Origin of the sequence: Caballeronia sp. ATUFL_M2_KS44 (genome assembly GCF_023630965.1) — a bacterium.
Classification (GTDB): domain Bacteria; phylum Pseudomonadota; class Gammaproteobacteria; order Burkholderiales; family Burkholderiaceae; genus Caballeronia; species Caballeronia concitans.
Map to the genome: position 1 here is coordinate 124,089 of NZ_JALQEA010000028.1, position 15,188 is coordinate 139,276.

Sequence of the window (15,188 nt, forward strand, 5' to 3'; positions counted from 1 at the left end):
TTCCCGCCGTGGCACTCGCCACCTGACTCCAACGATTGCAACGCCCAGCGTCCAAACCTTTCGACCGAGTGTCGCAGTCCGCCACGTTTTGCCTCACCTGAAGAACCCAGTCATGTCACACCTTGATAGACACAACCCTTCCGAGGCCTTCGAGATCGATGTCATCGCCGTCCTCTCCACGCTTCGCACGCATGTGTGGCGCATCGTCCTGATCGCTGCTGTCGTCACAGCGCTCGGAACCGCATGGGCGTTTTTGTGGCCGCCGAAGTATCAGGCGGACATCCTCGTCCAGATCGAGGATGTGTCGGACGGCGCGGCCGCCGGCACGCTCCTTGGCGATGTGTCGTCGTTGTTCGACGTGAAGTCGTCGGCAGCAGCGGAAGCACAGATTCTTGCGTCCCGGCTCGTGCTTTCGCGCACCGTCGATAAACAACGGCTTTTCATCGACGTCACCCCAGCACGCTTTCCGCTCATCGGCGACTTCGTATCGCGGGTGACAGAGATGCCGCATACGCCGGGTGTATTCGGCTTCGGCGGGTTCGCATGGGGGCAAGAAAGCGCGGAATTGACGCGCCTGGATGTCCCGAAGCAACTTCAGGAGGAGCCTTTTTCGCTGATCGTCGAACCTGGTGGCCGCTACGAACTGCGCGGTGACGACCTGAGTGCGCCCGTGCACGGAAAGATTGGCGCCGAACGCACGGTGAGCACGCAATATGGACCGGTCGTCATCAACGTGGCTCGCATGAATGCATCGCCGGGCACGCGGTTCACGGTCGTGCGGCATGGGTTCGACGAGACCGTCGATCTACTGCAGAAGCGGCTCGAAGTACAGGAAAAGGTGAAGCAGTCGGGCGTGCTCGTCGCGACCTTGCTGGGGCGAGACCCGGAACGCACCGGCCGCACGTTACGAGATATCGGCGACCAGTACCTGAAGCAAAACGTAGAACGTAAATACGCCGATGCCGCGCAGTCTCTCGCCTTCCTCGATGTTCAATTGCCTGTACTGCGCCGCAAGCTCGAGGATGCGCAAGACCGTTTGACCGCGCTGCGTATCAAGCGCGGTGTGGTTGACCTGCCGGTACAGACGACGACCGGACTGCAGCGGCAAGTCGAAGTGAAAGCGCAACTCGTGCAGCTTCAGCAAAGGCGCGCAGAACTGATGACTCGCTATACGGCCATGCATCCCGAAGTCGTGGCTACGGACAAGCAGATGTCGGTGCTGCAGGCCGAGATGGAGCAGTTCGACGTCGCGTTGCGTCGCCTGCCGGACCTGGAACAGGAAACCGCCCGGCTGATGCTCGATGTGAAGGTCAATACCGATCTCTACACCGCCACGCTGAATAACGTACAGCAGTTGCAATTGGTGAAAGCGGGCAAAGTCGGCAGCGTGCGCGTCGTCGATACGCCAGCCGTGCTCGATGTACCGACCTGGCCGAATCGCTGCATCGTCATCATCGCTGCGGCTTTGGGAGGCCTGCTCCTCGGGATTGCCTATGCCTTCGCGCGCGAGTTCCTGCGTGGCGGCGTCAATTCCGCCGAAGAGATCGAACGACGCGTCGGGATGCCGGTCCTGACTGCAGTGCCGTTTTCTGCGAAACAGAAGTTGGTGCAGAAGCAAGCGATGCGCAGTGAAGCGCGGCAAGTTAGCCTTCTTGCCAGCGAAGCGCCGGACGACCCTGCGATAGAGGCGCTGCGCAGTCTGCGGACCGCGTTGCGAATGCGGCTGGCCGGAACGCCGAGCAAAGTCATCATCGTGAGCGGCGCCGCGCCGGGAGCGGGCAAATCTTTCGTGACCGCGAATCTGGCGCTCGTGCTCGCGTCGATGGGCCAGCGCGTTTTGTTGATCGACAGCGACTTGCGCCGCAGTTCGCTTCGTCCTTACTTTGGCATCGGGCAAGGCACGGGATGGGCCGACGCCATCGCGGGCAGAGCGGACTTCGCATCCACGGTGCACCGCGCCGAGTCGACGGGCCTTGATTTCGTCGCGGCAGGCTCGCTTGTTTCGAACCCTGCTGAGTTGCTGGCGTCGTCAGCCGTCGGCGCGCTCATCGATGCTGCCCGGAACAAGTACGACTACGTGCTGATCGACACCCCGCCGATACTCGCAGTCGACGATGCAGCCGCAGTCGCCTCGCATGCCGACTCGGTGCTGCTCGTCGCCCAGGCCGGCGTCACGCGCATCGGCGAAGTAAGGGAATCCGCCAAGCGGCTCAATCACGCTGCGCTGAAACAGATCGGCGTCGTGCTCAACGGTGTGCCGGCCCGATCGATCCGTTCGACCTACGGCAGCCACGGCTACAGCACATACAACTACGCAACACCTGCCGATGCCAATGCATCAAGGCTTGGTTCGTGGCTTCGCTCGTGGCTGGGACGGCGATGAATATGCGCGTAGCTCTCAAGGACGCCCACCGCGAGCGGCGTTCGCGCAGCCGCGCTGGTAATGCGGCCGCGTCCCGTTCGCTGACCGTGGCGATGGTGGTCGAGGCTGCCGGTGGCGGCGTCGCCGTGCATCTCGCGGACCTGATTCCCGGCCTCGCGGCGCGCGGCGTGGACGTTCATCTCATCGCCACGCAAGACACCGACCGTTTCGATGCGCAATGCATCAAGCCGGAGCACCTGTCGTTATGCCGGTCGGTCACGCGCGTGCCGATGCGCCGCAATGTCGGCCTGCACGATCTCGCGTCGTTCATGCATGTTGCGCGGGCGCTCGCACGCATTCGTCCGGACATCGTGCACGCACATAGTTCCAAAGCCGGCGTGCTTGCACGCGCGTGCCCCGGACCTTGGTCGAAGGTCTACACGCCGCACGCCGTTTATACGCTCAATCCTACGCTCAAGCCTTCGGCGCGTTGCGTGTACGGCGCGATCGAGAAATTATTCGGGCGCTGGCTCACTCATCGCCTCATCGCGGTCTCGGACGATGAAGCCCGGCATCTTCGCGATGTACTCAAGATTCCAGGCGAACGAATCGCGACCGTCTGGAATGGCGTGCCGGAGTTTGAAACCCTCGACCGCAAGGAAGCGCGCCGCCGGCTCGGTCTGGCCGATGACGCATTCGTCGTCGGTCTGGTGGGACGCTTCGCGTTCCAGAAGGGCGTCGACCGGCTGGTCGCCATTGCACGCGAAGTGGGTCAGCATCTGAAAGAAGAGGCGCAGTTCGTCTGCATCGGCAGCGGTGACTTCGCTGCGACAGCAGGCGCGCACGCACATTCGTTGCCGGAAAACATTCGCGTGATCGGAGCGGTGCCGCAAGCGCGGCGCTTATTCGAGGCGTTCGATGCGTTGGCATTGCCTAGTCGCTATGAAGGCTTTCCCTACGTGTATCTCGAAGCAGTCGCGGCTGGTGTGCCGATCGTTTCCACCCGCGTCGCAGGCGCCGACGCGCTCGTGACAGCGCACGAAACCGGCGTCGTTGTACCCAATTGCGACGACCCCGGTCCATTCGCCGACGCGCTGATCGGTCTGGCGACCGACACGCCGCGTCTCGCGCGCCTGAGAGCCAATTGCCTGAGCGCCGCGGCGCACTTCACCGCCGATCGCATGGTCGACGAAACGCTTGCCGTCTACCGGCAATGCATCAACCGAAAAACTGTATGAGTTCCATCCGACAGATCGTGCTGTTGCACGCCTATAGCCGCCGCAATTCTGGCGACGGCTTGCTCGTCGACTTGTCCGCTGCGCTTCTGCGCGAGGCGTTCGGTCCACGCGTTCGCATCGCTGTCGTGGCGGCTGATCCTTCGTCCTTTCCGGAGTACGACGATGTGCTGCATGCGCCCGTCATTGCGGATGCCGGCGCCCGGCGCGTTGAGGCGGCCTTGCGCACGGCATGTCGGCTGCCGACTCCGGCCTCGGCGATTCTGCACAATCGACTCGCGAGCGCGGACATGATCGTCGGTGTGGGCGGCGGGTATCTGCGTGCGCGCAATGGCGTTGAAGCGTTGAAGCTCGAACTCGGCCATCTCGTGCAGGCAAGGGCAGCGCGCGACGCGGGGAAGCCAGCGGTCTATCTGCCCCAGAGCATCGGGCCGGCGACGGCTTGCACGCCCGCGCTGACCGCACGCGTCGCGGCCCGATTGCGCCACGCGCTTTCCAGCTTCGATGCCGTATGCGTGCGCGACGATCGCTCGCAACGCTTTCTTCAGGGACATGCGACGTCGGTTCGGATGCCGGATCTGGCCGTTCTCGAATTCGGCCGCGCACGGGAAGCTGTCCTTGCTCGCGCCGCATCACGGGAAGGACGCGTCAGGCACCTCGCGCTGGTGTTACGTGAGGCGCCGAGCTGGAGCCGCGCCCAACGCGAACGCTACGCGGCGTCGGTGCGTGAGCTCATCCGACTTGCACAGGGAGAGTGCCGCGTCAGTTTCGCGGTGCAGAGCACCGGGCGAGGCAACGACGATGCGGCTTATTACCGTCGAATGGGTATCACCGAGGACCTCCCGAGTCTGCGCCATCTGCTTGAATCCGACACGCCCGACGCAGTCGTCTCCGTACGCCTTCATGGCGCGCTCGAGACGCTGCTGCATGGCGTTCCCGCGTATCACCTCAGCTACGAGCGCAAGGGATTCGGCGCGTATGACGACCTGGGCATACCGGGATGGGTAGCGAACGCGGCGGACTTCGACGCGGCCGCCGTGATGAGTCACGTCTTCGCGTCGCAAGCACTGCCTTCGTTGTGGGACGCAACCGAAGGCGCGCTCGGACGCATCGATACGCAGCGTGCGTCACTCGTCGAATTGCTGCGGCGTACGGCTGGTATCGAATCCGTTAGCGATCGATCGGGCAGCCACGCGCGGCCGTTCACGGAAACGCACTGATAAGCCGCGATGCTGTTGCGCCTCTTCTTGCGTGTGCTCTCCCTGTCGGCCAAATTCGGATTGACCATTGTGATCGCGCGCACGGTCGGATTCTCGGCCGTCGCCGAATACGGGATCGCCGTAGCCGTTTCCGTCGTCGCGTCGAAGGTGTTGGGCTTGGGCTTCAGTGCGGAACTGAACCGGCGCATGAGCAGGCCGCAGCCTGAAGCTGCCATTGCGACGGCTCGCGCATTGCGCAGTATCTATGCAGGCTCCTACGTCATTGCCGCAATTCCTTGCCTTGCGGCAGTTTGGGCAGGCAACGAGTGGGCAGGCCAGTCGTTCGGGCTTTGGTCTTGGGCCATGATCCTGCTGGTCGCGGCAAGCGAACATCACGCTTTCGAAGTCAACACCTACATCTTCTCGCTTCATCGCGCACGGGCCGGTTCGGTCATGCTCTTCTTGCGAACGGGCGGTTGGGCGGCGGTCGCGATCGTCGGCCTCGTATGCGACATGCCGGGAGGGATCAGCAGTGTCTTCATGCTGTGGACACTGACGAACGTCTTCGTGATTTTTTGGGCTTGGTCGTTGATCGAGCGCACAGCGACCGTACGCCCGAGCGAGACCGATCAGGCGACCCCTGCCGCCTCTTCCCTGCGCGAGACGTGGATTGCGGGTGCGCCTTATTACATCGGAGGCATCGTGCTGGCCGGACTGCAATACGTCGAGCGTTTCGTCGCGTCGGCGTTTCTGCCGGCAAACGATGTCGGCCGTTACGTCTTCGCATGGTCCATAGCCAATGCGGTGCAGACGATTTGCTACGCGACGGTCGGCGTCGTTGCAGCGCCGCGACTGGCGCGCGTGGTCGAAGCCGCGACGGCGGACTGGCATACGAGCTTCCGTATCCTGCTCGCTCGTACGATCGCGATAAGCATGGCCGTGGCGCTCGCCATCATGCTCGCGTCGCCGATCATTTTTCGAATGGCGAAGGAAGCCGTGACAACAACGGGCTTCGTCACGCTCGCCGTTCTCGTTGTTTCATTCGTGATGCGGTCGCTCGGTGATTTGCTCTGGGCCGCAGCCGTGGCCCGCAAAGCGCGCGGAAGGATCGTGATTGGAATGCTCGCTGCAGTGGCTTGGGCTTGCCCCGCTTCGCTATGGCTGATACCCGGTCACGGCACGGTTTCGATTGCGCTCACCCATCTACTCGCCAGCGTTCTTGTGCTCATCGCCCTCGCGTGGGCGCAAAGCCGCGAGCCGGCACAGGCTTCCTAATCATGTTTGACACCTTGATGCGCTCCGGCCCGCCGCTTAGCCGTGGTCTGATTGCGTGGCTCGCCGGACTGTCCGCCCTTTGTTACTCCGGCTTGTTCATGGCCGGGAAGTCGTTTCTGCCCGAGTTCCTGTTCCGTGACTCGGACAAGATCCAGGCGCAGATGAACGGCTCGAGCGCTTACGACGGTTCATCATTCGATGCAGTGGGCAAGTTCTATGCGATGTTCGGGCCGACGCTGCTCAATGTCGTTGTGCTCGCTCTTGGCGTCGGTTTCATTCTTGCCATCTTCAAGCGAGTGAGACATGTGGGGTCGCTCGGCGTCGCACTTGTCTTTGGCGCGCCGTGCGTGTTCTTCAATCTCTTCGTTGCGTCGAAGGACACGCTCGTCGTCGCGCTATCGCTCTTGATCGTGTGGACGCTGCGGCGCGGTGGCGCAAAGCTCACGATGGCGGCTGTCTTGTTCGGCTACGCGTCCTATGCGGTATCCGTGCGCACCTATTACCTGCTGATCGTGGCGCTGGCTGGCTGTTTGTGGATTTATCGGCGAGCAGGACGCCGGACGCGCCTCGTGATGATCGGAGCCGGCCTGCTCGGCCTCTATGCGTTGCCTACGATCGGCTATTACGCGTTACTGCATCCACGCGATATGGCGGTCGATTACCTCGTCTACCAATCGCCTTTCGGCGCACGCACGAGTTTTTATAACCTGCGGCCGCCCGACGGTTTTTCTTCGTTTTGCATCGATTACGCCTACGCGGCGCTGAGGCTGCACCTTCCGATGTTGTTTTCGCCGGACCCTCGTGGCCTTGTCATGCAAATGTTCGTCCTCGCAGCGTGGTTTTCCACCCGTCCGATGCGCGCGAACAGGGAGACGTGGCCGGGCGTCAGCGTGCTTGCGTGCCTGGTCATGGCGCACATGATGGTCTCCACGCTATTCGAACCGGATCTCGGAAGTTATGTTCGCCATCTGTCGAGCGTCTCCCTGTTTTGCATGGTCCTGTTCAGTCTTCGGAACAACGCGTCACTCGAAGCCGGCGCCACCGTTCAGGGTGTGCCCGAGGCCGCGGCGCCGAAGTAATCGCGTACCGTACGCAGAGCCGGTTTCTCGGCGCCGGTTGCATCGACGAGACCGAAACTCCGCTCCCTCGCCGTGCGGCCGCTGGCCGTGTCCTTCCATTCATAGACGGAGATGAGCGACGCATCGAGGCTTCGGATCGAAGCAAGAAAGCTACGGATACGGCTTGCCTGTAATGTCGCATTGCTGGTGGCTGAGCCGTCCGAGGGTACTCCCCACTCGGTGATGACGGCCGGCATCGCATACTTCGAGCCAATGTCATCAGCGGCATTTCTAATCTCCGGGGGCGTCATACCGTATGCGTGGTAAGAAATCGCATCGATGCAATGCGGTGACGTTGTCAGCACTGACAGGGTGAGTCGGCTTGGCAAATTATTGCCGACCGGCGCGCGAGAGAATCCGAAGCCATAGATTGGAACGGTGCGCGATGCTGCCTTCAAACCGCTGCATACTCCCTGCATGAACGCGGGAAACGTTCTCGCGATATCGCCAGTCGGCCAATAGCGACTCAAGTCCGGCTCGTTCCACAACTCGATGCCGACGAGTTGCGACGCGTACTGCCTCGCAATCTGCGTCACTTGTGCACCGAACCGCTTGCCTGCGGAGATCATTGGCGCGGTATCGCGAGTTGCCTCATCGACGAGAGGAGCGGTCGAACGCATGGTCAGCAGCACGGGCAGCTTCGCACGTGCGGCGACGTCGAACGCGGAGGCTACGCGGCGCCTGTAGGCCGCATCGTCGAGTTGGTTGGTCCAGATGCCGAAACGCACGAAGCTAAAGCCTGAGCGCGCGATTGCGTCGGCGTCCTGCGGCGTGAGCGTCTCGATCTTGACTTGCACGCCGACACGCTGCGTCTGCGGCGTGGAGTCTGCTACAGCGGCGAACGGCATCGGTGATGCAAGCGCAGCGAGTATCAACGCGAGCGTGCGAATTGATAAGGAATACATGGAACAGTGTCGTTGGCGTCTGATGCGTTTCGAAAGCATACGCCGATGATCGAATTTCCAGAACCTATCCCCCCACCACCACAAACCCCCTCCTCCTCAACAACTCCAGCACCCCCCTCTCTCCCCCGAGATGCAGCGCCCCGATAGCCACGAAGATCGGCTTATCGGGCGCGCTCAACGCCACCATCCGCTGCACGAACCGTCGATTCCGCTCATACACCACGCGGTTATCCACCTGCGCCGCCAGCACCTTCGACCTCGCGAGCTTGCTGCTCTTCGCATCGTCCCAGGCCTTGAGCGCGTCCGCATCGCCGATACGCCACAGCCGATGCAGCTCCTTCACATCCGCCACATTCTCCGCCGACGTCTGCGCGAGATCTTCCGCGAGCATCTCCCGCTGCTGCGCGGACGTGAGATGCGTGAACGTCGATATCTGCTCGTTCAACGTCTCCAGCCCCACAATCTTCCCGCGCACGCGCAAATACACGTTCTGCAATTGCGCCTCCGTGCCGTATTCGCTCTGAAAACCGGCCTTCAGCGTGTCATAAGTCTGAATCAGCATCGACGCAAGCCACGGCCGCGTATGCCGCAGATTCCTGAGCGCCACAGGATTGCCCCGCATGCGCGCCTCGACCTTCTTCCACATCGAATCCGGCAAATAATCGATCAGACATTCGCTGCGGCACATGCCATAGCGGTTCACGTCGTCTTGCGACAGCAGCAGTTCATCCGGGGAAATTTCGAGCGCGAGTATGGGCGATGCATCGAGCGCCGCGAGAATCGGCTTGCGGAAAGGCTGCTCGGGCGGATAGTCGGTCGCATAGCCCACGTGCAGCGTGCCGAGCAGATAGATGGTCGTCGCGCCGCGCGTGGCGACGTAGAACGGCATGCGCGCCGGCTGCGCGCGCACGGGGCCCGTTGCCGTCGTGCCGGTGGAACGGTCGGTGCGCGAAGGCGCGGCGGGCGGCGCAGGCACGTCGGTCGCGCTGGCATCGCCTGCGGGCTGCGGCGTGCCGCCCGGCGCGTTGCGCGATCCGGTGACGGCGAAGGCCGCCGTCGATAGCGCGAACAACAGCGTGATCGCGCAGGTCGCGACAATGGCACGCCGCGCGAGCAGCGCCATGCCGCGAGACGCAAAGCGGCGCGTCCGGTCGATCACCCGACGCGCCGCCCGCGATTCAGGCATCGCCTTCACCGACCTCCTCGGCGCGATGACACGACACCTGCCGTCCGTCGACGACACGCAGCGCCGGCTCTTCCACGCGGCATCGCTCGATCGCGTACGGGCAACGCTGATGGAACGTGCAGCCCGACGGCGGATTCAGCGGCGACGGCATCTCGCCCTGCAGCTTGATCTTGATGCGCCGGTCTTCCTCGAAGAGCGCAGGCGTCGCGGACATCAGCGATCGCGTGTACGGATGCCGCGGATTCGCGAAGATCGTCTTCTTGTCGCCAAGTTCGGCAATGCCGCCGAAGTACATCACCATCACGTCGTCGGCAATGTGCTCCACCACCGACAAGTTGTGCGAGATGAACACGTAGCTCGTGCCGAATTCCTGCTGCAGATCCATGAAGAGATTCAGAATCTGCGCCTGAATAGATACATCGAGCGCCGACACCGGCTCGTCCGCCACGACGATCTGCGGGTCCAGAATCATCGCGCGCGCAATGGCCACGCGCTGACGCTGACCGCCCGAGAACATGTGCGGATAACGCGACGCGTGCTCGGGCCGCAAGCCGACCGTGCGCATCATCTTCGCGATGCGTTCCGCGCGCTCCGTCGACGAGAGTTTCGTGTTGATCGCGAGCGGCTCGCCGAGCGTCTGCTCCACCGTCTTGCGCGGATTCAGCGATGCAAACGGGTTCTGAAACACCATCTGCACGCGCTGACGCAACTCGGCGATCTTCGCCTGGCTCGCGCCCGCCACGTCCTCGCCTTCTATCAGCAAGCGGCCCGAGGTGGGCGCCTCGATCATCGTCAACTGACGCGCGAGCGTGGACTTGCCGCATCCCGATTCGCCGACGACCGCGAGCGTGCGCCCGCGCTGCAATTCGAACGACACGCCGTTCAGCGCCTTCACCGTGCCTTGCGTGAACATGCTGCGCTTCACGGAGTAATGCTTCGTGAGCGTGTCGGCGGCGAGCACGATGTCCTGCTTCATTTCCTTCGGTATCGCGTTCATCGCGCGCCCTCCCCGACCATTTGCGCCTCACGCTCCACGCGCACCGCCTGCTTCACGTCGTCCGCGACGTTGAGCGGCTTGATGCAACGCGCGCGCACGGCCGGATCGTTCCAGTCGAGTTGATACAGATGCGGCCTGCCTTTCCAGCAATCATCGACGACATACTTGCAGCGCGGCGCGAAGAGACAGCCGCTCGGCCGGTCGTCGCGGCCCGGCACCATGCCCGGCAACGCCGCGAGACGCGCCGCGCCACGGCTATGCTCGGGAATCGCGGCCAGCAGCGCTTCCGTGTACGGATGATGCGGCTCGCTGAAAATGGCCGGCACGTGATTCGTTTCGATGATCTCGCCCGCGTACATCACCGCGACGCGCTGCGCCACTTCCGAAACCACCGCGAGATCGTGCGAAATCAGCACGAGCGCCATGCCGCGTTCCTTCTGCAGCTTCACGAGCAGTTCCATGATCTGCGCCTGGATCGTGACGTCGAGCGCCGTGGTCGGCTCGTCGGCGATCAGGAGCTTCGGATTGCACGCCACCGCCATCGCGATCATCACGCGCTGGTTCATGCCGCCCGACATCTGATGCGGGAACGCATCGATGCGGCTTTTCGCATCCGGAATGCCGACCTGATCGAGCAGTTCCAGCGCGCGCTTGTGCAGCGCATCGCCGCGCAATCCTTCGTGCAGCTTCAGCACTTCCTTGATCTGATAGCCGACGGTATAGCTCGGGTTCAGGCTCGTCAGCGCGTCCTGAAACACCATCGCGATATCTTTGCCGATGATCCTGCGACGCTCGCGCGCCGACGCCTTCAGCAGATCCTTGCCGTCGAACGTGACCTGATCGGCGGTGACTTTGCCGGGATGATCGATGAGGCCCATCAGCGCCATCATCGTGACGCTCTTGCCCGAGCCGGATTCGCCGACGACGCCGACCACTTCGCCCGGCGCCACCGACAAGCTGATGCGATCGACCGCCTGCGTGCCGCCGAACGTTACCTGCAAATTACGGATAGTCAATAAATCGTTCATGTCATCCCATCCGTTTCAGTTTCGGATCGAGTGCGTCGCGCAGACCGTCGCCGAGCAGGTTGATCACGAGCACCGAGATCAGGATCGACAGACCCGGCATCGTCACGATCCACCATGCGCTTTCGATGTAATCGCGCGCCGATGCGAGCATCGCGCCCCACTCCGCCGCCGGCGGCTGCACGCCCAAGCCGAGGAAGCCGAGCGCGGCGGCGTCGAGAATCGCGGACGAAAAGCCGAGCGTCGCCTGCACGATGAGCGGCGCGGCGCAGTTCGGCAGCACTTGCGAGAACATGAGCCGCACGGTGCCCGCGCCCGCGACGCGCGATGCCGTCACGTATTCCTTCTGCAATTCGCCGAGCGCGGATGCGCGCGTGAGGCGTACATAGCCCGGCAGCGCGACGATGGCGATGGCGAGCATCGTGTTGACGAGCCCCGGCCCGATGATCGCCACGACGGCGACCGCGAGCAGCAGCGAAGGCAACGCGAGCAGCACGTCCATGACGCGCATGATCGGCGTATCGAGCCAGTTGAAGAACGCGGCCATGAGACCGAGCACGACGCCCGGAATCAACGCGAGCACGACCGAAACGAAGCCGATCCAGAACGACAGCCGCGCGCCGTACATCAGACGCGAAAGGATGTCGCGGCCGGCTTCGTCGGTGCCGAGCAGGAACATGCGATTGCCGCCTTCGAGCCATGCGGGCGGAATCTTCACGTAATCGCGGTATTGCTCGATCGGACTGTGCGGCGCGATCAGCGGCGCGAAGATCGCGACGAGAATGAACAGCAGGACGATCGCGCCCGCCGCGACGGCGCCGCGATTACGCGAGAAGTTCGCCCAGAACTCGCGCGCCGCGACCATGCGGCCGGACGGCGGCGTGAGCGCGCCGGGCGGAAGATTGTTTTGAATATCAGCCATGACTATGCCTCGCGCCGAGCCGCCTCAAACGAGGCATGCGCCCCCTCGGGGGCAGCGAACGAAAGTGAGCGTTGGAGTAGTCCATCTGTTTCCTCAGCGAGTATGGCGAATGCGCGGATTCAACACGCCGTACAACAGATCGACGACCAGATTCACGATGATCACGAGCGACGCGATCATCAGAATGCCGCCTTGCACGACCGGATAATCGCGGCGCGAAATGGCGTCGATGAGCCACTTGCCGACGCCCGGCCACGAAAACAGCGTCTCGGTCAGCACCGCGCCCGCGAGCAGCGTGCCGACTTGCAGACCGATCACGGTGACGACGGGAATCAGCGCATTGCGCAGCGCATGCACGACGACCACGCGCAACGGCGACAAACCCTTCGCGCGCGCCGTGCGGATGTAGTCCTCGCGCAGCACTTCGAGCATCGACGAGCGCGTCATGCGCGCGACGACCGCGAGCGGAATCGTGCCGAGCACGATGGTCGGCAGAATCAGATGGCTCAACGCGGACGTGAACGCGCCTTCATCGGTTGAGAAGAGCGAGTCGATCAGCATGAAGCCGGTGACGTGCGGAATGTCGTACTCCACCGCGATGCGGCCCGAGACCGGCGTCCAGCCGAGCTTCGCCGAGAAGAACATGATGAGGATCAAGCCCCACCAGAAGATCGGCATGGAATAGCCGGTGAGCGCGGTGCCCATCACGCCGTGATCGACGACCGTGCCGCGCCTGAGCGCCGCCGCGACGCCAGCGGGCAGGCCGACGACGAGCGCGAAGATCATCGCGCAGATGGACAGTTCGACGGTCGCCGGAAAGCGCGCGAGGAACTCGCCCATCACGCTCGTGTTCGTGATGATCGACGTGCCGAGATCGCCTTTCAGCGCGTGCCCGACGTACGTGAGGTATTGGAGCGGAAGCGGCTGCTCCAGACCCAGGCGCTTCATGGCTTCGGCGTGCATGGCCGGGTCCACGCCCCGCTCGCCCATCATCACTTCGATGGGATCGCCCGGAATCAGGTGGATGAGCGCGAACGCGAGAATCGTAATGCCGATGAACGTCGGTATCACCATTCCTATGCGTCGCAAAACGAATCGGAACATGATCGCCCTTAGATATCGTTCGTGGGGTAAAGACGTAACCGGCGGCCGGATCGTTGCGATCCGCGCCGCCGGCCCTGTTTCGACTGATGCTTTTCTAGCGCAAAAAGCGTTCCGTCAGCAGATTACTGCATGCCGACGCCATCGAAGCGCACGTAGCCGAGCGGCTCGATCTTCATGTTAGTCACCTTCTTGCTGACCGGCTGATAGACGGTCGAATGCGCGATCGGCGAGAACGGCAGTTGTTGCGCGAAGATCTGCTGCGCGTCGGTGTACGCCTTCGTGCGCGCGGCGACATCGGTGGTGGAGCGGCCCTTCACGACGAGATCGTCGAACGGCTTGTAGCACCACTTCGAGAAGTTGCTGCCCTTCACCGCGTCGCAGCCGAGCAGCGTGCCGAGCCAGTTGTCGGGATCGCCGTTGTCGCCGGTCCAGCCGATGAGCATTGCATCATGCTCGCCCGCGTGCGCGCGCTTCAGATACTCGCCCCACTCGTACGACACGATATTCGCCTTCACGCCGATCTTCGCCCAGTCGGCCTGGATCATCTCGGCCATCAGACGCGCGTTCGGGTTGTAGGCGCGCTGCACGGGCATGGCCCACAGCGTGATCTCGAAGCCGTTCGGGAAGCCTGCCTTCGAGAGCAGTTCCTTGGCCTTCGCGGTGTCGTACGGATTCGCTTTCAGGTTCTTGTCGTAGGACCACTGCGTCGGCGGCATCGGTGCGGTGGCCGCCTGGCCCGCGCCCTGATACACGGAATCGATGATCGCCTTCTTGTTGATCGCCATGTCGAGCGCGCGGCGAACGTCGGCGTTGCCGAGGTCCTTCTTCGTCACGTTATACGCAACGTAGCCTTCGTTGAAACCGGCCTGCGACGGCGTATCCACATTCGATGCCGACTTCAGCGCCGAAATGTCGCCCGGGCGCGGATAGCTCATCACCTGGCATTCGTTGCTCTTGAGCTTCTGCACGCGCACGGCGGCGTCCGGCGTGATCGAGAAAATCAGCTTGGAAATCTGCACCGCGTTCGGCTTCCAGTAGTCCGGATTGCCGTCGAAGCGAATGGTCGCGTCCTTCGTGTAGCTGCGGAAAATGAACGGGCCCGTGCCGAGCGGATACTGATTGATGTCGGCGGCCTTGCCTTCCTTCAGCAGCTTGTCCGCGTATTCGGCGGACAGGATCGACGCGTATTCCATCGCCATGTTCTGAATGAAGGGGGCGCTCACTTCCTTCAGCGTGAACTTCACGGTGTACGGATCGACCTTGTCGATCTTCGCGATCAGCTTGTCGAGGCCCAGGTCCGTGAAGTACGGAAACTGCACGTTGTACGCCTTGCGGAACGGATGGTTCGCATCCAGCATGCGGTTGAACGTGAAGAGCACGTCGTCCGCGTTGAATTCGCGCGTCGGCTTGAAGTACGACGTCGTCTGGAACTTCACGCCGTGACGCAGATGGAACGTGTACGTCAGGCCGTCCGCCGAGACGTCCCACTTTTCCGCGAGACCGGGTTCGACTTTCGTGCCGCCGCGTTCGAATTCGACGAGGCGGTTATAGACGGTGAAGGTGTTCGCGGTGAAGTCGGTGCCCGTGGTGTACTGCGCGGGATCGAAACCGGCGGGGCTGCCTTCGGAGCAGTAAATCAGCGTTTTGTTCGGGATTGCCGCGTTCGCAGCGCTCGCCGCGAACAGCGTTGCCGTGGCGACAGCGCCCATGAGCGCCGACAAGCGGGCGGCTCGCAACAGGCCATTCTTCTTCATGTTTCCTCCAGGTCAGTGCCGGCTTCTGGCCGGCGTAGCGCGATATTACTTGATCGCGTCTTCCACCTTGTTGGCGGACGAAAAAACCGGGCGCAACACTAGCACG

At 62.8% G+C, this 15,188-nt stretch carries 12 protein-coding genes; 5 read left to right on the forward strand and 7 right to left on the reverse strand.

The features are described 5' to 3' along the window. Window positions 1–112: 112 nt before the first annotated feature. The 5 genes from NCR39_RS13205 to NCR39_RS13225 are packed head-to-tail and all read left to right on the forward strand — an operon-like array spanning window position 113 to window position 7,150. On the forward strand, window positions 113–2,383 hold the full coding sequence (locus NCR39_RS13205; protein WP_250452570.1) for a polysaccharide biosynthesis tyrosine autokinase: 2,271 nt from the start codon (window positions 113–115) through the stop codon (window positions 2,381–2,383). A gap of 2 nt (window positions 2,384–2,385) precedes the next feature. Next, window positions 2,386–3,600, forward strand: coding sequence for a glycosyltransferase family 4 protein (locus tag NCR39_RS13210; RefSeq protein WP_250452571.1), 1,215 nt, complete (start codon window positions 2,386–2,388; stop codon window positions 3,598–3,600). Continuing rightward, complete coding sequence (locus NCR39_RS13215; RefSeq protein ID WP_250452572.1) at window positions 3,597–4,817, forward strand: polysaccharide pyruvyl transferase family protein; 1,221 nt, start codon at window positions 3,597–3,599, stop codon at window positions 4,815–4,817. Before NCR39_RS13210 ends, NCR39_RS13215 begins: the two co-directional genes overlap by 4 nt. 9 nt (window positions 4,818–4,826) lie before the next feature. Further along, complete coding sequence (locus NCR39_RS13220) at window positions 4,827–6,071, forward strand: lipopolysaccharide biosynthesis protein (protein WP_250452573.1); 1,245 nt, start codon at window positions 4,827–4,829, stop codon at window positions 6,069–6,071. A 2-nt stretch (window positions 6,072–6,073) separates the two neighbouring features. Further along, the gene (locus tag NCR39_RS13225) at window positions 6,074–7,150 is read left to right on the forward strand and encodes a hypothetical protein (RefSeq protein ID WP_250452574.1); all 1,077 of its coding nucleotides are present in this window, start codon (window positions 6,074–6,076) and stop codon (window positions 7,148–7,150) included. Here the strand turns inward: NCR39_RS13225 and NCR39_RS13230 are convergent. From NCR39_RS13230 to NCR39_RS13260, 7 genes are all read right to left on the reverse strand, one after another. Then, window positions 7,117–8,094 (reverse strand): cellulase family glycosylhydrolase, encoded by a 978-nt coding sequence (locus NCR39_RS13230; RefSeq protein ID WP_250452575.1) that lies wholly within the window; start codon window positions 8,092–8,094, stop codon window positions 7,117–7,119. The two genes, NCR39_RS13225 and NCR39_RS13230, sit on opposite strands and share 34 nt — an antisense overlap. Before the next feature lie 64 nt (window positions 8,095–8,158). After that, the gene (locus tag NCR39_RS13235) at window positions 8,159–9,280 is read right to left on the reverse strand and encodes a TraB/GumN family protein (protein ID WP_250452782.1); all 1,122 of its coding nucleotides are present in this window, start codon (window positions 9,278–9,280) and stop codon (window positions 8,159–8,161) included. Next, on the reverse strand, window positions 9,273–10,277 hold the full coding sequence (locus tag NCR39_RS13240; RefSeq protein ID WP_250452576.1) for a peptide ABC transporter ATP-binding protein: 1,005 nt from the start codon (window positions 10,275–10,277) through the stop codon (window positions 9,273–9,275). The genes NCR39_RS13235 and NCR39_RS13240 overlap by 8 nt, the downstream gene beginning before the upstream one ends. Further along, window positions 10,274–11,305 carry an ABC transporter ATP-binding protein gene (locus NCR39_RS13245; RefSeq protein ID WP_250452577.1) on the reverse strand — a complete coding sequence of 344 codons (1,032 nt, stop codon included), beginning with the start codon at window positions 11,303–11,305 and terminating at the stop codon, window positions 10,274–10,276. Before NCR39_RS13245 ends, NCR39_RS13240 begins: the two co-directional genes overlap by 4 nt. A 1-nt stretch (window position 11,306) precedes the next feature. Then, on the reverse strand, window positions 11,307–12,224 hold the full coding sequence (locus NCR39_RS13250) for an ABC transporter permease subunit (protein ID WP_250452578.1): 918 nt from the start codon (window positions 12,222–12,224) through the stop codon (window positions 11,307–11,309). Window positions 12,225–12,317: 93 nt separating this feature from the next. Then, window positions 12,318–13,328, reverse strand: coding sequence for an ABC transporter permease subunit (locus tag NCR39_RS13255; RefSeq protein ID WP_250452579.1), 1,011 nt, complete (start codon window positions 13,326–13,328; stop codon window positions 12,318–12,320). A 122-nt stretch (window positions 13,329–13,450) separates the two neighbouring features. Continuing rightward, entirely contained in the window at window positions 13,451–15,082 is a 1,632-nt protein-coding gene (locus NCR39_RS13260; RefSeq protein WP_250452580.1) for an ABC transporter substrate-binding protein, read from the reverse strand. Window positions 15,083–15,188 lie beyond the last annotated feature (106 nt).